The sequence below is a fragment of the Pseudoalteromonas prydzensis genome (assembly GCF_001661495.1).
GTDB lineage: Bacteria > Pseudomonadota > Gammaproteobacteria > Enterobacterales > Alteromonadaceae > Pseudoalteromonas > Pseudoalteromonas prydzensis.
Window position 1 is genome coordinate 14,893 of the sequence record NZ_BDDT01000003.1, and the last position, 18,776, is coordinate 33,668.

Sequence of the window (18,776 nt, forward strand, 5' to 3'; positions counted from 1 at the left end):
AAAAATGACGCTAATAGCGTCATTTTTCTTACCTCAAGTCGCTTCTCGCTACTGCGTAGTATGACGAGAATCGTCCGATGGACATTGTCCAAGTGTGGTCAGCTCGCCAGAGCTTGACACTTGCTCTAGTTTTACTTGGAAACCCCACAGCCTATAAAGGTGCTTTAATACCTCATCATGAGATTTAGCTAATGGAATGCCTTGATGTGGCACATAGCGTAAGGTTAATGAGCGATCACCTCTAATATCAACATCATAAACTTGGATATTGGGCTCACGGTTACTGAGATTATATTGTGCTGAGAGTGCGGTTCGTACTGCGTGATAGCCGCTTTCGTCATGAATGGCACCAACTTTTAAATTTGGATCTTTTTCATGATCGATAATGGTAAAAAGTTTAAAATCACGGATCAATTTTGGTGATAAAAATTGGCTAATAAAGCTCTCATCTTTAAAGTTTTCCATCGCAAAATGTAAGGTATCCAGCCAATTACTACCCGCATAGTCAGGAAACCATTGTTTATCTTCTTCAGTGGGATTTTCGCAGATACGACGAATATCCACCATCATATTAAAGCCTAGCGCATACGGGTTAATACCAGAATAATAGTTACTATTATAAGGGGGTTGATACACCACATTGGTATGACTTTGTAAAAACTCTAACATAAAGGAATCAGTAAGTTTTCCTTCATCGTATAAGTGGTTCAAAATTGTATAGTGCCAAAATGTTGCCCAACCTTCATTCATCACCTGAGTTTGTTTTTGTGGATAAAAATACTGTGAAATTTTCCGCACAATACGGATCACTTCGCGTTGCCATGATTCAAGTAGTGGTGCATTTTTTTCGATAAAATACAAAATATTCTCTTGTGGCTCTGAGGGGAAATGTCGCTCACGTTTTTTTGTTTCTTGCTGATTTGAAGGAATAGTACGCCAGAGCTCGTTTACTTGTGATTGTAAGTAATCTTCGCGCTCTTGTTGGCGCTTTTGTTCTTCAAATAAAGAAATTTGTTGTGGGCGTTTATAACGATCAACCCCATAATTCATCAGCGCATGGCATGAATCTAACAAATTCTCAACTTCGTCAATGCCATACTTCTCTTCACAACGGGCAATATAGTTTTTAGCGAACAGTAAGTAATCAATAATTGAGCCGGCATCAGTCCAAGTTTTAAATAAATAATTTCCTTTAAAAAAAGAGTTATGCCCATAACAGGCATGTGCCATTACTAATGCTTGCATAGGGAGGGTGTTTTCTTCCATGAGATAAGCTATGCAGGGATCTGAATTAATTACAATCTCATACGCTAACCCCATTTGTCCGCGTTTGTAGTTTTGCTCTGTTTGAATAAATTTTTTACCGTATGACCAATGACTGTAACCAATAGGCATGCCAACGCTGGAATAGGCATCCATCATTTGCTCTGCGGTGATCACCTCGATTTGATTGACGTAAGTATCGAGACGATAATGTTCAGCCACACGGGCTATTTCGTCTTGGTATTGTTGTAATAACTCAAATGTCCAATCAGGCCCATCACTCATTCGTTTATCGGTCATATAAATACCTCACTGTACAGTTTAGGCTGCACCTTGGTGTTGACGACTCTTTTTAAATAGCTCACGGAAAATAGGGTAAATATCTTCAACATTACGAATATGTTGAATAGCAAAATTGCTATGGGTTTGACAAATAGTTTGATATTCACGCCACAAGCTCTGATGGGCACGCGTAGTGATCTCAATATAGGCATAATAACGCACGTTTTTTAAGAGTTTATTACGTAAAATTTCGCCACACTGCGGTGAATCATCAGCCCAATTGTCACCATCTGATGCTTGCGCCGCATAGACATTCCATTCGCCTGCGTGGTAACGCTCTGAGATTATTTCATTCATTAATTTTAGTGCACTGGAGACAATCGTACCGCCTGTTTCTTGAGAGTAGAAAAACTCTTGCTCATCCACTTCTTTGGCTTGGGTGTGGTGGCGTATATACACCACTTCAATGTCTTTATAACTGCGTGTTAAAAATTGATAAAGTAATATATAAAAGCGTTTTGCCATATCTTTGGTGGCCTGATCCATAGAGCCCGACACATCCATAATACAAAACATCACCGCTTTACTGGTTGGGTGTGGTTGCTTTTCGTAATTACGAAAACGCAGATCATAATTATCAATAAAGGGCACAGCGCCAATACGCTTTTGCACTGCGGTAATTTCTTGCTCAAGTAATGCAATTGCCGCGATGTCTGGTTCTTCTTCCGCCATTAACAATGCAAGCTGCATCTGCAATTCAGCTAAATGGCGTTTTTTACCCGCGGTCATAGCTACGCGTCTTGCCAGTGAGCCTTGCAAAGAGCGTACTATGTCAATGTTGCTGGGCATACCATCGCTACAAAACCCAGCGCGATGAGTTTTCATTTGTACGAGTTTATCCAGCTGGTTTTGTTGCAGGTTAGGCAGCTCTAAATCTTCAAACAATAAATCTAAATACTCATCTTTTGAAATTGAAAAGACAAAATCGTCTTCGCCTTCGCCAGAATCACTCGCTTCGCCTTCACCCGCGCCACCACTGCCTTGACCACCTTGCGGACGTTGTATTTTATCACCAGTTGAAAATTGATCATTACCCGGGTGTATTTGTTCTCTATCGCCTCCTTTACCTTGGTGAAAAGTCGGCTCACTGATATCCCGTTGTGGAATTGAAATACTTTCTCCACTACTGGTATCAGTGACGCTGCGTTTATTTATCGCATCGGACACCGCTTCTTTTATTTGTTTTTTATAGCGCCTGATAAAACGTTGACGATTTAACGTACTCTTATTCTTACCGTTCAGGCGACGGTCTATAAAATGCGCCATAAAGCCCCCTAAAATACTTCAGTTTGATTGTTATTGTGATTTACGAACTCGTAAATACCACTCAGATAACAAACGTACTTGTTTTTGGGTATAGCCTTTTTCTACCATGCGATTAACAAAGTCCTCATGTTTTTTCTGATCCTCTGCGGATGTTTTCGCATTGAATGAAATAACCGGTAAAAGCTCCTCGGTATTTGAGAACATTTTTTTCTCAATCACAGTGCGTAGTTTTTCATAGCTAGTCCACAATGGGTTTTTGCCATTATTGTGAGCGCGTGCCCGCAGCACAAAATTAACTATCTCATTACGGAAATCTTTTGGATTTGAAATGCCCGCAGGTTTTTCAATTTTCTCGAGCTCTGCATTTAAGGCTTCACGGTTAAATAACTGCCCAGTGTCAGGGTCGCGGTATTCTTGATCTTGGATCCAAAAATCAGCATAAGTGACGTAGCGGTCAAAAATGTTTTGGCCATATTCAGAATAAGACTCTAAGTACGCGGTTTGCAATTCTTTACCAATGAATTCAACATACTGCGGAATTAAATAGCCTTTTAAGTGGCTCAGATAACGTTCTTCCACGTCAGCTGAGAATTGCTCTCGCTCAATTTGTTGTTCTAACACGTAAAATAAATGTACTGGGTTAGCGGCAACCTCAAGGGTGTCAAAGTTAAATACACGGGATAAAATTTTAAATGCAAAGCGGGTAGAAAGCCCGGTCATGCCTTCATCAACACCAGCATAATCCCGATACTCTTGATACGACTTAGCTTTTGGATCAGTGTCTTTTAAGCTTTCGCCATCATACACTCGCATTTTTGAGTAGATACTGGAATTTTCTGGCTCTTTTAAGCGCGACAAAGTAGTAAATTTTGCCAATGTTTCCAGTGTGCCAGGGGCACAAGGTGCATTATATAACTCACTATGTTCCAATAGTTTGTCGTAGATTTTTACTTCTTCTGATACACGTAAACAATAAGGTACTTTTACAATATAAACACGGTCTAAAAATGCTTCATTGTTTTTGTTGTTTTTAAAGGTTTGCCACTCTGATTCATTCGAATGCGCTAAAATCATACCGCTAAAGGGCAGCGCACTGATCCCTTCGGTGCCGTTATAGTTACCTTCTTGGGTTGCTGTTAGTAGTGGATGCAGCACTTTTATTGGTGCTTTAAACATTTCAACAAACTCCATTAAACCTTGATTCGCAAGGCATAATGAACCTGAGTAAGCATAAGCGTCAGCATCATTTTGCGCAAAATGTTCTAATTTACGGATATCCACTTTGCCCACTAATGCGGAAATATCTTGATTGTTTTCATCGCCAGGTTCGGTTTTCGCAATGGCAATTTGATTTAATATTGAGGGGTAGCGCTTCACGACCCTAAATTGGCTAATATCGCCATTAAACTCAGATAAGCGTTTAGTGGCCCACGGCGACATAATGGTTTTTAAATAACGGGGTTTAATGCCGTATTCTTTTTCCATCAGCTCTGCATCTTCGTTGGGATCAAACAACGACAGTGGATGGTCATTAACTGGCGAGCCTTTAATGGAGTAAATGGGCACTTGTTGCATTAAATATTTGAGTTTTTCTGCAATCGAAGATTTACCACCGCCTACAGGCCCAAGTAAATAAAGCACTTGTTTACACTCTTCAAGGCCTTGTGCTGCATGTTTTAGGTAGGAAACGATTTGTTCAATGGCGTCTTCCATCCCGTAAAAATCATTAAAGGCGGGGTAGCGTGCAACCACTCGGTTTGAAAATAACCGACTCAAGCGGGCGTCTTTGGATGTGTCGACCATTTTTGGCTCACCGATGGCCGTTAATAGTCGTTCCGGCGCGCTGGCATAAGCCGATTTATCAGTTTTACAAATTTCTAAGAACTCAGCGATACTGTACTCTTCTTCTTGTGCCGCTTCGTATCGTGCTTGGTAATGCTCAAAAATACTCATAGAGACCTCCGAAAACCTGCTTAAACTAGGTGTTTACAAATTAAAAAAGAAGCAAAGGTTATTTAAAGCTTAGTCATGAATTTAGATTTTTGTGCAATAAAATTAAAAATTTATGTGAGAAAATAAAAAAGACGCCGAAGCGTCTTTTAAATTAAGCTTGCTCAAAACGAGCAATCAATTATGCGAAGTTAGCGTTCGCGAATTCCCAGTTAACTAGCGACCAGAATGCTTTTAAGTACTCTGGACGAACGTTACGGAAATCAATGTAGTAAGCGTGTTCCCACAGATCCACAGTCAGGATAGGGGTTACACCATCTTGTGTTAGTGGCGTTGCTGCGTTAGACGTATTAACGATGTCTAAAGAACCATCAGCCAATTTAACTAACCAAGTCCAGCTAGAACCGAAGTTGTTTACTGCTTTGTCATCAAAAGCAGCTTGGAATGCTTCAAAAGAACCCCATTTAGCATTGATAGCTTCTGCAACTGCACCCGTTGCTGCGCCACCGCCATTTGGAGATAGGCTGTTCCAGTAGAAAGTGTGGTTCCAGATTTGCGCTGCATTATTGAAAACACCACCTTCAGAAGAACATACGATCTCTTCAAGTGATTTACCTTCAAATTCAGTACCTGGGATCAAACCGTTAAGTTTAGTCACGTAAGTATTGTGGTGTTTGCCGTGGTGAAACTCTAGCGTTTCTTGTGAAATATGTGGCTCAAGTGCGTTAATTGCATATGGTAGTGACGGTAGTTCAAATGCCATTTTTTATCTCCATCTTCTTTTGGTTGATAGTCCAAATAGTAATAGGTAATACCTGTTCAAACAGGGGAGTTGCCTATACCAAATGGGATTATAGTGTTACTATAATTGTTGAGTATTTTACTCAAGTTTTAGCAAACAGCAATGCCAAACAGCAGTGCAAATGCAAGACTATTTCGATTGCGGCTTTATTTGCCCACTTTAAGATACATATATGAGGCTAAATGAAAATTTTTCAAGCCTTGATATGTTCAGCTATCGTCACTTTTGAGGTTGTAGATGGAAACCATTGATAAAATTAAACAGCAGATTTCTGAAAATCCAATTATCCTTTATATGAAAGGATCGCCTAAATTACCAAATTGTGGTTTTTCTTCACAAGCATCTCAAGCATTAATGTCATGCGGTGAACCGTTTGCCTATGTTGATATTTTACTAAATCCTGATATTCGTGCTGAATTACCAGCTTATGCTAATTGGCCAACTTTTCCACAACTGTGGGTTGATGGCGAATTAATTGGTGGTTGCGACATTATCATTGAAATGTTTCAACGTGGTGAATTGCAACCACTGATCACTGAAACAGCAGCTAAATATAAAGAAGCTGACGCAGAATAACGTTTAGTTTATGCTTATAGAATTAAAAAGCCGCTTGAATGCGGCTTTTTTGTGACTTTTTATAATGCAGCTTCAGAAGCGTGGCAAAATGACATGAACGTTAAGCCCGCCGTGTTTACGGTTATGTAAACTGATTTGGCCATGATGCGCTTCAACTATTTCACGGCACAATGCTAACCCTAAACCGCTACCGGTTGCTTTGGTTGAATAAAATGGGATCAACGCATTTGCCATCACTTGCTCGCTCATGCCTTTCCCCTGATCGCTGACACTGATATGCGTCCCTTTACTATCTTGTGAAATAGTGACGTTTATAGACTCGGCTGCTGAGCCTGATTCGTTGGCATTTTTGATCAGGTTGATTAGCAACTGCTCGATTTGAGTTGGATCGGCAACGGTCTTAACATCTTTATTTATCTCGAGGGTAAAGCCCCATTGGCTCTGTAGTTGTTCGAGTAAAGTCGGCCAATCAAGTGTACTGGATTGTGGCGTTGGTAATTTAGCAAATTTACCATAGCCTTGAACAAACTCATTGAGATGTTTAATACGCTCAGAAATAGTAGCGAAAACCCGCTTTAGTCTTGGCTCATTAACCTTTTCACTGAGTAATTGGCCGCTGTGCAACATTGACGACATAGGGCCCAGCGAGTTATTAAGTTCATGGCTAATAATACGAATAACTTTTTTCCATACTTCGACTTCTTGACGGCTTAGCTCGCGGGTCAATTGTTTAAATACATATAGGTAATGATATTGATTATTCAATAATAATTTACCAGTAGACAAATGCCATGCTTGAGATTCTTGATTTTCAGTTTCTATAGAAAATAAACCATCATTGCCGCGCTTTAAAGCATTACTTAATTGTGGGTGAGCATTATTAAGCACTTGCTCAAATTGGCTGCCTTCAAGGGCTACTTTGGCATTAAAAAGATCCCGAGCACTGTAATTACTATAAACAATATAGCCTTTGTCATTTTTTAATAATACGGCTTGAGGTGAGCTTTGCAGTACTTTATCAAGCATCAGTTCACGTTGATAAATCCACTGTTTCTCTTGGCGTAATTGTTTTGCCGTTTGATTATACAATTGGCATAACTTACCTAATTCATCATTGTGGTTATAGGCAAGTAGGGTGGCTAATTCGCCATCTTTAAAATTAAGTAATCCGGTTTCAAGTGACTTTATACCCTTGACTAAAGTGCGGCTGAGCCGAAAAGACAAGAAACTGGCAAGTATCACAGTAAGTAAGGTTGTTATTATCAGTAACAGTGCGTTTAATTGCGTTAACCAACAAATAAGCCACACAGGAATAAGGGCTGAAACATTACATAGCAACATTATTTTTTTGCTGATGGATAATGCGAATTTATGGCTTTGCATTAATAATCAATCTCAAATTTTTGTAAACGTCGATACAGAGCCTGGCGGCTTAAGCCAAACTGGCGAGCTACTTTGGCGATAACGCCTTGATGGTCACGCATGGCATTTTCCAGTGCGAATTTAGTAGGTTCTTGCTTTGTTGGAGAAGTGTAAGTGGTTAGCGATTGCAACGCAAAATCATCAAAGGTAATGTCGCCATCTGGTTTGAGTACCGCAGCACGTTTACAGGCGTTTTCTAGCTCTCTAACATTGCCCGGCCAATTATACGCCAATAAACCTTGCTCTGTTGCAAGAGTCAACTCGCGACCAGCTAGAAAATGTTTAGCAAGTGCTAAAATGTCATCCGGTCTTTGCGCTAAACTTGGCAGATTGAGCTCAATCACGTTGAGGCGATAATATAAGTCTTCTCTAAATCGACCTGCATGAATGGCCGCTTTTAAGTCTTCATTGGTAGCTGAAATAACCCGTACATTTACTTTTTGGGTTTTTGTTGAACCGAGTCGTTCAAACTCACCCGTCTGCAGCACGCGCAATAATTTCATTTGCCCAGATAAGGGTAGGTTACCAATTTCATCTAAAAACAGCGTACCGCCATCAGCTGCTTCAAAGCGGCCAATTCGTTGTTTGGTAATACCAGTATAGGCACCTGCTTCAGCGCCAAATAACTCAGCTTCAATTAGGTCATGGGGCAGAGCCCCCGCATTGACTGTTATAAATGCTTTGTTATTTAAATGCGAGTTTGCTTGGATTATACGCGCAATGCGTTCTTTACCACTGCCGTTGGCACCCGTTATAAGCACAGACACATCCGATTTAGCCACTTGTATTGCCAAATTGAGAATTTTTTCCATGGCGGTACTTTGATAAACTAAACCAACTAAGTTGGCATCGGCTAAACTTGCTGCTCGCTCTTGCTGGTGGCGCTCATAAGTGGCGTTTTGTTGTTTTTTTTGGCCAAGTTCGATTAGGTTATTTACGCAGGTCAGCAATTTACTATCGTCCCAAGGCTTGGGTAAATAATCGGCGGCCCCCGCTTTCACCAGTTCAATAGCGGTTGCAAGCTCTGTCCACGCGGTGATCAAAATAATTGGCAAGTGTGGGTTGAGCTCTCTTAATTGGTAGAACAGCGCTTTGCCTTCCTCACCTGAGGTCGTGTCATTACTAAAATTCATATCTTGAATAACCAGCGCGATACGTTGGTATTGCACTATTTGTAACGCTTCAAGTGGGTTTTTTGCCGTGACAACGTGGTAGTCATGAATTTCTAATAGTAGTGACAAGGCTTCTAATATGGCAGGGTTGTCATCGACAATAAGTATTTTTTCCATGTGAATTTAATCGCTGTTTATTATTATGTAAGTAAAGGTTTGTGAAAATGCTACACCGAGTAAATCAAGTGTAGCATAGGTTGGGAGCTGCTTTATATTGTTCGAGTGGCGATACTCGGTGATATGTTGGCGGCAAGTCTTGCAGGGCCAAACACCGCAAGTAAGCTCATAACAAACACCATAATAGCAGTGCCTGCTATATAACTTGGCGGCAGTGCGGCAATTGAAAAGTGCTGCATTAATAATTGCCCAAGCAACAAAGCTGCGATACCACCTAAGATTAAACCAACACTGCAGATCATGGCATTTTCTACTAAAAAGTAGTTAATAATGGCTGATTTTCTGGCACCTAGCGCACGGCGAGTCCCAATTTGTTTAGTGCGTTTGCTGATATTAAATAAGGTTAGGCCAAATATGCCCAATGCAGTTACCAGTACTAATATCGTGATGAGCACAATCAACATGCGCATCATCAGTTTGTCTGCTGCAACATATTCGTCTTTAAGTTGATCTAAGCCTTTGATGTTGTTGATCACGCGTTTACTGTAATTATTTAGCATCGCGGTTTCGATTTGCTTCATTACCGCTGCACGTTGACCAGGCTTGGTTCTGACTGCAAATTGTGCGTAAGTTTTACCTTGAATATAGGGAATAAGCGCCACATTATTTGGGTGACTATCTTTAAGCCAAGGGCTCTTCATATGAGCGGCCACACCGATAATCGTTAAAGGCAGATCGCCAAAGTAAATTGTTTTTCCTAGGCCATCACCTTCAGGAAAAAGTTCATCGAGTAACGCTTGCGTGACGACAGTCACATTGGTGGTTCGCTCCGTTGGTAAATTGGTGATTGTTACTTCATCCTCGCTAAAGTTGCGCCCTGCAATGAGTTTCACACCATAAGTGTCTAAACCATGCTCATCAATGAAAATATAAGAACTACGGACACTTTTACTTTCTTGAGGAGCCGGTTTTAAATTAAAGCTTGATGCGCTACCACTACCGGATAGGGGAATACTGCTACTTTGTGCTGCATTTACAACCCCAGGTAGGGCTCTTAACATGGCTTCGTCTAATTCAAACTGTTGACTGGCATCAATATCTTTACCAAAGGTCATCACATTAAATTTGAATAAGTCTTGCTCAGGGTAACCCGTTTCTTGATTTAAAAAAGCGATTCTATCTTGGATAATAAATGCCGCATTGCTAACAATGGCAGTGGTGATGGCTATTTGAATTAGTAATAATACAGCCCCGACTTTTGAGCGGCAAAGAGCATGAAATATAGGTTTGATTTCTAACATAATAAGGCTCCTTATTGGCTCTTGAGGTAAATTGCAGGGTTGGTTTTACAGACTAACCAAGCAGGATAAAGTCCGGCTACGATGCAGGTTGTTATAGCGATAACAGGTGCACTGAGTAACATGGTGATATCCATGGTGGCGATTGATGAATAGTAATCATAGCTTTGACGAACACTCCACAGACCTAATTGCGCAAGCACGATACCGACCAAGCCGCCAAAACATCCGAGCATAGCCACTTCAACAAGGTGTTGTAAAAACACTTGTCGTTTACTGGCCCCGAGTGCTCGGCGCACACCCACCTCCGGTGCCCGACGTAAAAACTTAGCGAGCAATAAACCAAGGATATTGGCTAAACACACAGCTAAAAACATAAAGCTTAAGCCGACTAATATTTTGTTGTCTTCACTAACGACATTGTTGTATTGCATCCATTGATTAACATCACGAAGGCTATACTTGGGTTTTTCTCGGCTAAAGCGGCCGCGCTTTTTTTGCTCTTCAATGTAAGCTGTGAGGTAATTACCGTATGCCGTTTTTTGCTCAGGGGTATCAAGTTGCGCCCAAAATTGGAGCCAAACTATTTCCGATTGCATTCTATCGGCGTAGCTATTGATATTTTCATGTTTCCAACCGTTGCTATTTCCCCAACTACTGAGCTCTTTTGTTTTGACCAAACTAAACGGTAGAAATAAATCTTCAGGTTGATTAAATGCGCCATTATTTAAATCATAATATTTAAGGTTAAGTGACCAATCAGCAAGCACGCCAACAACTTCATAGCTGTAGTCATCTAAATAAATCAATTGGCCAATTGAGTTGTCGCCAGCAAACAATTTATCGTTAAGCTCTTTTGATAAGACGACAACAGGGGCTGCAGATTGCTCTTGTTGTTCACTCCATACACCGCCATAAATAAACGATACATCGAACATCGTAAAAAAATCAGGAGTGGTCATGCGAGCATTACTGGTAAACGGCTTTACTTTATCTGAGTCTAAATAAACTGAAAAACCAGTGCGCATCATGGCGACCTTTTTTTCAGGAAGTGGTGCACTCTGCAAATTGACTGCATCTTGATAAGTCAGCTGCATAGGCAGGTTATCATCGGTCCACCAAGTATGCCCTTCATCCATTGTTTGTAATTGCACAGCATAAAGTTGACTGCTCTTATGCGGGATGGGATCTGCTGACATCATGTGATAAACACTTAAACTGGTCATGGTGACCCCAATCCCAATAGCAATGGCTAGCACCATTAAGAAACTCACCAGAGGAGTGCGCTTAAAACTACGCCAACTTAAATCGAGGTAATGTAATAGCATGGCTTACGCTCCTGCAACATTTTTAAGGTTTTGTGCGCCTTGATATAAGGTAAAGTCGGCGAGTTGACCATCAACCACTTGAATATTACGTGGTGCTCTGCGAGCAAGCTCTGGATCATGTGTCACCATAATGATGGTCGCGCCGTCACGATTAATTTGCTCCAGCAACTCCATCACTTGGCGTGCCATTAAGCTATCCAGATTACCAGTTGGTTCATCGGCTAATAAAAAGCGGGGTTCACCGGCTAGCGCTCGGGCGATCGCTACTCGTTGCTGTTGACCACCTGATAACTGCTGCGGCAAATGTTTAGCGCGTGAAGCTAAACCCACTTGTTCTAAGCACTGTTCAATACGGCGTTTACGCTCGCTTGCTTTAATACCTCGGTAGCGCAGTGGCACTTCAATGTTTTCATATAAGTTTAAATCAGGAATAAGGTTAAAGCCTTGGAAAATAAAGCCAATTTTTTGATTACGAACATCGGCGCGTTGATTGTCGTTGAGTTTGCCGACATCAATGCCATCGAGCAAGTATTCCCCACTGCTAAAAGGTTCTAACATACCTGCGATGTTTAAAAAGGTCGTTTTCCCCGAACCACTTGGGCCTGTAACAGCAATAAACTCGCCTTCTTCTACTTGTAAGTTAAAGTCGCGTAGTGCATGGGTTTGCACCATTTCTGTTTGATACAGTTTGCTGATATTGTTCATTTTAAGCATGAGTTGATCCTTGTAATATGTTTGTTCTTATCTCAGTAATAATGTTGGCGCTTGTTTAAAGTTATCGTAACTGGAAATGATCAGCTGATCACCGGGGCTGACACCTTGTAGCAATTCTATTGCGTTGATACTGCTTGCACCGGTTGTGATTTTTACCAGTTGTGCGGTGTCGCCGATGACTTTGTAAGCCTGCGTGCCGCCTTGCTGCATGAATGCACCGCGTTTGATTTGTAGTACGTCATCACGGTTTTCTAATAAAATACGGGCTGTTAAGCGTTGATTCTGACGAATACCATTAAGCGCTTGGTCAAAGCGCACTCGAGTAGTTACTTCGCGATTATTTACTTCAGGGGAAATTGCTGATAACACACCAGACACTTTTTTCGCCCCAAGTGTTAACTCTACTTCCATTCCGAGTCCAAGCTCATTGGCATAGCTTTCAGGTACTTGCAGTTGCGCTTCAAAATTACTTAAATCGACCAAGGTCATTAATGGTTGGCTTTGTGTAACGGCTTCTTTCTGTTGTACAAGCAGGTTACCAACAATGCCGGTGACGCTGGCTTTTATTGTTAGGTTTCTGACTTGGCGATTTAAGTCATCCACAATCAATTGTTGGCGTGCGAGATCGCGCTCTGCAGCTTTGAGTTCAAATGCGAGAGTGTCTTTAGCAAGTTCAACTTCTTGCTGGGCGTGTTTATATGAAAGCTTGGCACGGGCAAGATCATCCACTGCTTTTTCTAAATCAATTTGGCTGATCAAGTTTTTTTCGATAGACAGCTTAGCACGGCGATTTTCCCTGTCTGCCGCATTAAGCTCAACTTGGGCGAGATCCAATGTTTTGGTTAAGCTTAACTTTTGTCGGCGTGCTTCTAAGTGCTTACGTTGTAATTCACCATCAAGGCGGGCTAACACCGATTGTTGCTGTTTCAGTTCATTATTGAGTTCTGGGCTATCGACTAACGCGATAATGTCACCTTTACTGACTTCATCGCCGGCTTTAACTTGTAAATCAACATAACCACGCTCAGGGCTGTAAACCTTGGGAGCATTTGCAGCAACAATTCTACCGCTGGCCGCGACATCGCGAACTAAACGGCTCAAATTAACGGTCGCAATCTGTAATGAAGCCCGATCAACGGAAATACTGCCTGGGTTACTGCCCATAAACGCTTGGGCACACAAAGCAATAATGGCCAGTGTCAGTACAACGAGGATAACGGGCTTTTTATAATTGCGCTTTGGTGTCACGCTTATATCTTGTCCGCTGGTGTCTTTAATCATAAGTGATCCTTAGAAATATTTATTCTTCGAAATAAGTGATCAGCAAAGTCACTGCAAATACAGTGATAGGTGAAACTAAAAATAAGCTGAGAATAAACATAAAGTGTGTCCTGTAATTATCTTCTTTAATGTATTCGAATATCATGCCAATAATTAATGTCTTTATTTTCATTCGGTTACAATTTTACATGAAAAATAAAAGTGTCCGCGGACAGAATAACTGTCCGCAGTGGACAGTTATTTTTTAAGTCGCTTGCCGTATAGGGAAAGGGGATTAACTCTTAAAATAAAACGGATGCGCTTAATTTATGCAATTATGCTCATTTTTATTGATAGTTATGCATGAGTTTGCTAATTCTCAAAGCAACTAACATAGGTTTGTTTTAAGTTATTACTCTAAACTGATTGTGGATAGCTATTCATATAGCGCTAAAAAAGTAATAAATAACAATAAAGATAAAATGCACATAAAACAAACTAGTGAATAAATATTCACTTTCTGGCTTGTTTACGTTTACGTAAACTGCACACTGATGGTGTGATGTTTTTTACAACTTGTTAAATATGACACCAGTGTCATAAAAAAATAACGGCTAAAATATCGCTAAATGTTAAAAATAGGCATGAAATAAAAAGATTGTGTTGTAGTGAGAAATATTCAAGAATGTGAATATGTATTCAAAACGCTATTGACTCTATGTACAATTGGCGATAGTTTTGACTGTCTGCTAGCACACCGTCGAAAAGGTCATTCATAGCTAGCTGTTGTAGCAAGGGGAGGGGTCTATGTTATACGACTCAAAATTAGAAAAAGATAATTGTGGCTTTGGCTTAATCGCCCAGGTCAATGGTCAAGCTAGTCATCGCTTAATTCGTACAGCGATCACCGGCTTAGACCGTATGGAACACCGTGGTGGTATTTCTGCCGATGGTAAAACAGGCGATGGCTGTGGTCTATTACTACAAAAGCCAGATAGCTTTTTTCGTGCTATTGCCGCTGAAAAAAATTGGCACTTAGGTAAAAATTATGCCGTAGGTATGATTTTCTTAAATTCAGATCCAGTACTTGCACAAACTGCAAAAGATATATTGAGTGAAGAACTCGAAAAAGAAACCCTCAATATTCAAGGTTGGCGCGTAGTACCAACTGATGAATCATGTTTAGGACCTATTGCAATAAAGCAGTTACCTAAATTTGAACAAATCTTTGTTAATGCACCTGAGGGCTGGCGTCCAAAAGATTTAGAGCGCCGCTTATATGTTGCTCGTCGCCGTGCTGAAAAACGTTTAGCCAGTGACGAAGGTTTTTACATTGCGAGTTTATCTGGCTTAGTGACTATCTACAAAGGCTTAATGATGCCGGTGGATCTGCCTAACTTCTATTTAGATTTAGCTGATATTCGCATGACTAGTGCGATTTGTGTTTTCCACCAACGTTTTTCGACTAATACGCAACCGCGCTGGCCTTTAGCTCAGCCGTTTCGTTATTTAGCGCACAATGGTGAAATCAACACTATTCAAGGTAACCGTCAGTGGGCACGTGCGCGTTCATATAAGTTTTCTTCACCACTTATTCCTGATTTACAAAGTGCCGCGCCATTTGTTAATGAAACTGGCTCAGATTCATCAAGCTTAGATAATATGCTTGAGTTGTTTCTTGCTGGTGGTATGGATTTATTCCGTGCTATGCGTATGCTTGTGCCGCCTGCATGGCAGAAAAACCGTGCGATGGATGAAGACTTACGTGCGTTTTACGACTTTAACTCAATGCACATGGAACCATGGGATGGCCCTGCGGGTATCGTTATGTCTGATGGTCGTTTTGCTGCCTGTAACTTAGACCGTAATGGCCTGCGTCCGGCTCGTTATGTGATCACTCAAGATGGTTTCATTACCCTAGCCTCAGAGGTAGGAATTTGGGACTACACCGCTGATGAAGTGGTAGAAAAAGGCCGCGTTGGCCCTGGTGAATTACTGGTAATTGATACCCAGCTTGGCAAGATTTGGCACTCAGATGAAATTGACCGCGATCTTAAATCTCGCCATCCTTATAAAGCATGGCTTGAAGCCAATGTTAAGCGCCTAACCCCGTTTGAGCAGTTATCTGAGCAAGACGCAGGGAACCGTTCATTTGATGATCAAACATTGCTCAAATACCAAAAAATGTTTGGTTATACCAATGAAGAGCTTGATAGCGTCATTCGCGTAATGGGTGAAATTGGTCAAGAAGCCACCGGTTCAATGGGTGATGACACGCCATTTGCAGTGCTTTCTGAAGGTAACCGTTCATTATTTGATTACTTCCGTCAAAAGTTTGCGCAAGTAACCAATCCGCCAATCGATCCACTACGTGAAAACCACGTAATGTCATTAGCGACCTGTATTGGTAGTGAGCAAAACGTATTTAACGAGACCACAGGTCACGCGAAACGTTTACAGTTTGATACACCCATTTTAATGTATGCCGATATGCAGCAGCTACTCAGTGCCGATCAAGCGCATTACAGCTACTGTAAAATTGATATCACTTACAGCAAAGAAGAAGGCCTTGGCGATGCGGTAACCCGTATTTGTGATGAAGCACAAGAAAAAGCCGCTGGTGGCTGTGTCATGTTGTTTCTAAGTGACCGTAACTTTGACGAAGATAAATTACCAATTCCTGCGGCTATGGCTGTAGGTGCTGTACAAAAGCGTTTAGTTGATAATAACTTACGTTGTGAATCAAACATTATTATTGAAACTGGTAGCGTGCGTGATGCACACCAATTTGCAGTATTAATCGGCTTTGGTGCAACGGCAATTTACCCGTACCTTGCTTATGAATCACTGGTTGCGATGAGCGACTCAAAAGTGATTAACAAAAGCTATTGTGAAGTCACGCTTGCGTATCGTAATGCAATCAACAAAGGCTTGTACAAGATCATGTCAAAAATGGGTATTAGTACCGTGGCATCGTATCGTTGTTCAATGTTATTTGAAGCGGTTGGTTTATCAGACGCTATTGTTGATACCTGTTTTAATGGTGTGGCGAGCCGCATTAAAGGTGCGTGTTTTACAGATTTTGATGACGACCAGCGCAAACTTCACACATTAGCATTGAGTAAGCGCAAATTACTCAGCCATGGCGGCTTATTAAAGTATGTACATGGCGGCGAGTATCACGCGTACAACCCAGACGTTATTCAAACGCTGCAAAAAGCAGTGCGCTCAGGTGAATACAGTGATTACAGCGTATATGCTGATCTGGTTAATAAACGCCCCATCGCCACATTGCGTGACATGCTAGCACTTAAATTGCCAGCAGAAGGTATCAGCATTGATGATGTTGAACCTGCAACAGAGCTATACAAGCGTTTTGACTCTGCAGCAATGAGTATTGGTGCATTATCACCAGAGGCGCATGAAGCACTTGCTATTGCGATGAACCGTTTAGGTGGTTGTTCAAACTCAGGTGAAGGCGGTGAAGATAAGCTACGTTATGGCACTGAGAAAAACTCACGTATCAAGCAAGTTGCCTCGGGTCGCTTTGGGGTAACACCGCACTACTTACGCAGTGCCGACGTTATTCAAATTAAAGTAGCACAAGGTGCAAAACCAGGCGAAGGTGGCCAATTACCGGGTGAAAAAGTCACGCCTTATATTGCCAAGCTGCGTTATTCGGTACCGGGTGTAACTTTGATTTCACCACCACCGCATCATGACATTTATTCAATTGAAGATTTAGCTCAACTTATTTTCGATTTAAAACAAGTAAACCCTAAAGCTTTGATCTCAGTAAAACTGGTATCTGAGCCAGGTGTTGGCACGATCGCCACTGGTGTTGCTAAAGCCTATGCTGATTTAATTACTATTTCTGGCTATGACGGCGGTACTGGCGCAAGCCCGCTTACCTCGGTTAAATACGCAGGGAGCCCATGGGAACTTGGCCTTGCTGAAACACAGCAAGCGCTGGTTGAAAACGGTTTACGCCATCGTATTCGTTTGCAAACAGATGGTGGTTTAAAAACCGGCCTTGATATCATCAAAGCGGCTATTTTAGGTGCTGAAAGCTTTGGTTTTGGTACAGGCCCTATGGTGGCGCTTGGTTGTAAATACTTACGTATTTGTCACTTAAATAACTGTGCGACCGGTGTTGCAACCCAAGACGATACACTGCGTCAAAAGCATTACCATGGCTTACCTGAGATGGCGATGAACTACTTCAAGTTTATTGCTCAAGAAGCGCGTGAGATCATGGCAAGCTTAGGTGTTGCTAATTTAACAGACTTAATTGGTCGTCTTGATTTACTTGAAGCCATTGAAGGTAAAACCGCTAAGCAGAAAAAAATTGACTTATCGTCGGTGATTGCTCAGCCAAATAACCCAACTGGTGAAACCCTGTTTTGTAGTGCGCCAAATTCGTCGCATTACTTAGGTAAGTTAAACGAAACGTTACTTGCTAAAGCACAACAAGCAATTGACGAAAGCACTGGTATTTCACTGGTAAGCCGTATTTGCAACACTGACCGTTCAGTGGGAGCGATGTTGTCAGGCTATATTGCTGATAAACATGGCAACCAAGGCATGGCCGCAGATCCGGTAACAATCGAATTACACGGTACAGCGGGTCAATCATTTGGTGTATGGAATGCCGGTGGCCTTGAAATGACGCTGGTCGGCGATGCTAACGACTACGTTGGTAAAGGTATGGCTGGCGGTAAGCTGGTAATTCGCCCACCGCTTGGTTCATCGTTTGAAAGCCATAAAGCAACGATCGCAGGTAATACTTGTTTATATGGTGCTACAGGCGGCAAATTATTTGCAGCAGGTTGTGCCGGTGAGCGCTTTGCTGTTCGTAACTCAGGTGTTCAAGCGGTTGTTGAAGGTGTAGGTGATAATGGCTGTGAATACATGACTGGCGGCGTAGTGTGCGTACTCGGTAATGTAGGCGTGAACTTTGGCGCAGGTATGACCGGTGGTTTTGCTTACATCTTAGATGAGCGCAACGATTTTGAAAAACGCATCAATCCAGAACTTGTTGAAGTGGTGTTGTTAGACGAACTTGCGTCGCACCAAGAGCATCTGCGAGGCCTAATTGCTGAGCATTTAGAGCTTACAGGCTCAAGTCGTGCAGAAAGCATTTTAGCTAAATTTGAAAGCTATTTACCTAAATTCAAATTAGTTAAACCAAAGTCAAGTGATGTGAAAAGTTTACTCGGGCATCGCGCTCGTAGTAGTGCTGAACTTCGTGTTCAAGCACAGTAAG

Annotated in this window: 12 protein-coding genes; 2 read left to right on the forward strand and 10 right to left on the reverse strand. The window is 41.6% G+C overall.

From position 1 onward, the window contains the following. Positions 1 to 48 precede the first annotated feature (48 nt). The 4 genes from A7968_RS07435 to A7968_RS07450 form a co-directional block, all read right to left on the reverse strand. Positions 49 to 1,563 (reverse strand): SpoVR family protein, encoded by a 1,515-nt coding sequence (locus A7968_RS07435; RefSeq protein ID WP_064665956.1) that lies wholly within the window; start codon positions 1,561 to 1,563, stop codon positions 49 to 51. A gap of 21 nt (positions 1,564 to 1,584) precedes the next feature. Beyond that, positions 1,585 to 2,871: a YeaH/YhbH family protein gene (locus A7968_RS07440; protein WP_064665957.1), complete on the reverse strand. Its 1,287-nt coding sequence runs from the start codon at positions 2,869 to 2,871 to the stop codon at positions 1,585 to 1,587. Positions 2,872 to 2,901: 30 nt separating this feature from the next. After that, positions 2,902 to 4,824 (reverse strand): PrkA family serine protein kinase, encoded by a 1,923-nt coding sequence (locus A7968_RS07445; RefSeq protein ID WP_064665958.1) that lies wholly within the window; start codon positions 4,822 to 4,824, stop codon positions 2,902 to 2,904. A gap of 178 nt (positions 4,825 to 5,002) precedes the next feature. Further along, positions 5,003 to 5,584, reverse strand: coding sequence for a Fe-Mn family superoxide dismutase (locus tag A7968_RS07450; protein ID WP_064665959.1), 582 nt, complete (start codon positions 5,582 to 5,584; stop codon positions 5,003 to 5,005). A 276-nt stretch (positions 5,585 to 5,860) separates the two neighbouring features. Between A7968_RS07450 and A7968_RS07455 the strand changes: the two genes are divergently transcribed. Then, positions 5,861 to 6,199: a Grx4 family monothiol glutaredoxin gene (locus tag A7968_RS07455; protein WP_064665960.1), complete on the forward strand. Its 339-nt coding sequence runs from the start codon at positions 5,861 to 5,863 to the stop codon at positions 6,197 to 6,199. A 72-nt stretch (positions 6,200 to 6,271) separates the two neighbouring features. Here A7968_RS07455 and A7968_RS07460 read toward each other — a convergent pair whose 3' ends face one another. The 6 genes from A7968_RS07460 to A7968_RS07485 all read right to left on the reverse strand — a co-directional run bounded on the left by A7968_RS07460 (position 6,272) and on the right by A7968_RS07485 (position 13,531). Then, the gene (locus A7968_RS07460) at positions 6,272 to 7,582 is read right to left on the reverse strand and encodes a sensor histidine kinase (RefSeq protein ID WP_064665961.1); all 1,311 of its coding nucleotides are present in this window, start codon (positions 7,580 to 7,582) and stop codon (positions 6,272 to 6,274) included. Further along, positions 7,582 to 8,910 (reverse strand): sigma-54-dependent transcriptional regulator, encoded by a 1,329-nt coding sequence (locus tag A7968_RS07465; protein ID WP_064665962.1) that lies wholly within the window; start codon positions 8,908 to 8,910, stop codon positions 7,582 to 7,584. The genes A7968_RS07460 and A7968_RS07465 overlap by 1 nt, the downstream gene beginning before the upstream one ends. 92 nt (positions 8,911 to 9,002) lie before the next feature. Beyond that, positions 9,003 to 10,211, reverse strand: coding sequence for an ABC transporter permease (locus tag A7968_RS07470; protein ID WP_064665963.1), 1,209 nt, complete (start codon positions 10,209 to 10,211; stop codon positions 9,003 to 9,005). 11 nt (positions 10,212 to 10,222) lie between these two features. Next, positions 10,223 to 11,536, reverse strand: a complete 1,314-nt coding sequence (locus A7968_RS07475) for an ABC transporter permease (RefSeq protein WP_064665964.1) — start codon at positions 11,534 to 11,536, stop codon at positions 10,223 to 10,225. 3 nt (positions 11,537 to 11,539) lie between these two features. Then, positions 11,540 to 12,250 carry an ABC transporter ATP-binding protein gene (locus tag A7968_RS07480; protein WP_064665965.1) on the reverse strand — a complete coding sequence of 237 codons (711 nt, stop codon included), beginning with the start codon at positions 12,248 to 12,250 and terminating at the stop codon, positions 11,540 to 11,542. Positions 12,251 to 12,277: 27 nt separating this feature from the next. Continuing rightward, complete coding sequence (locus tag A7968_RS07485; RefSeq protein WP_064665966.1) at positions 12,278 to 13,531, reverse strand: efflux RND transporter periplasmic adaptor subunit; 1,254 nt, start codon at positions 13,529 to 13,531, stop codon at positions 12,278 to 12,280. A 786-nt stretch (positions 13,532 to 14,317) separates the two neighbouring features. Between A7968_RS07485 and gltB the strand changes: the two genes are divergently transcribed. Next, on the forward strand, positions 14,318 to 18,775 hold the full coding sequence (gltB, locus tag A7968_RS07490; protein ID WP_064665967.1) for a glutamate synthase large subunit: 4,458 nt from the start codon (positions 14,318 to 14,320) through the stop codon (positions 18,773 to 18,775). Position 18,776 lies beyond the last annotated feature (1 nt).

What these genes read in the sequence shown, in the direction of transcription:
- A7968_RS07480 (WP_064665965.1), bottom strand. Translation starts at nt 12,250, where the DNA reads ATGCTTAAAATGAACAATATCAGCAAACTGTATCAAACAGAAATGGTG.
- A7968_RS07485 (WP_064665966.1), bottom strand. Translation starts at nt 13,531, where the DNA reads ATGATTAAAGACACCAGCGGACAAGATATAAGCGTGACACCAAAGCGC.
- A7968_RS07465 (WP_064665962.1), bottom strand. Translation starts at nt 8,910, where the DNA reads ATGGAAAAAATACTTATTGTCGATGACAACCCTGCCATATTAGAAGCC.
- A7968_RS07440 (WP_064665957.1), bottom strand. Translation starts at nt 2,871, where the DNA reads ATGGCGCATTTTATAGACCGTCGCCTGAACGGTAAGAATAAGAGTACG.
- A7968_RS07450 (WP_064665959.1), bottom strand. Translation starts at nt 5,584, where the DNA reads ATGGCATTTGAACTACCGTCACTACCATATGCAATTAACGCACTTGAG.
- A7968_RS07475 (WP_064665964.1), bottom strand. Translation starts at nt 11,536, where the DNA reads ATGCTATTACATTACCTCGATTTAAGTTGGCGTAGTTTTAAGCGCACT.
- gltB (WP_064665967.1), top strand. Translation starts at nt 14,318, where the DNA reads ATGTTATACGACTCAAAATTAGAAAAAGATAATTGTGGCTTTGGCTTA.
- A7968_RS07460 (WP_064665961.1), bottom strand. Translation starts at nt 7,582, where the DNA reads ATGCAAAGCCATAAATTCGCATTATCCATCAGCAAAAAAATAATGTTG.
- A7968_RS07435 (WP_064665956.1), bottom strand. Translation starts at nt 1,563, where the DNA reads ATGACCGATAAACGAATGAGTGATGGGCCTGATTGGACATTTGAGTTA.
- A7968_RS07470 (WP_064665963.1), bottom strand. Translation starts at nt 10,211, where the DNA reads ATGTTAGAAATCAAACCTATATTTCATGCTCTTTGCCGCTCAAAAGTC.
- A7968_RS07455 (WP_064665960.1), top strand. Translation starts at nt 5,861, where the DNA reads ATGGAAACCATTGATAAAATTAAACAGCAGATTTCTGAAAATCCAATT.
- A7968_RS07445 (WP_064665958.1), bottom strand. Translation starts at nt 4,824, where the DNA reads ATGAGTATTTTTGAGCATTACCAAGCACGATACGAAGCGGCACAAGAA.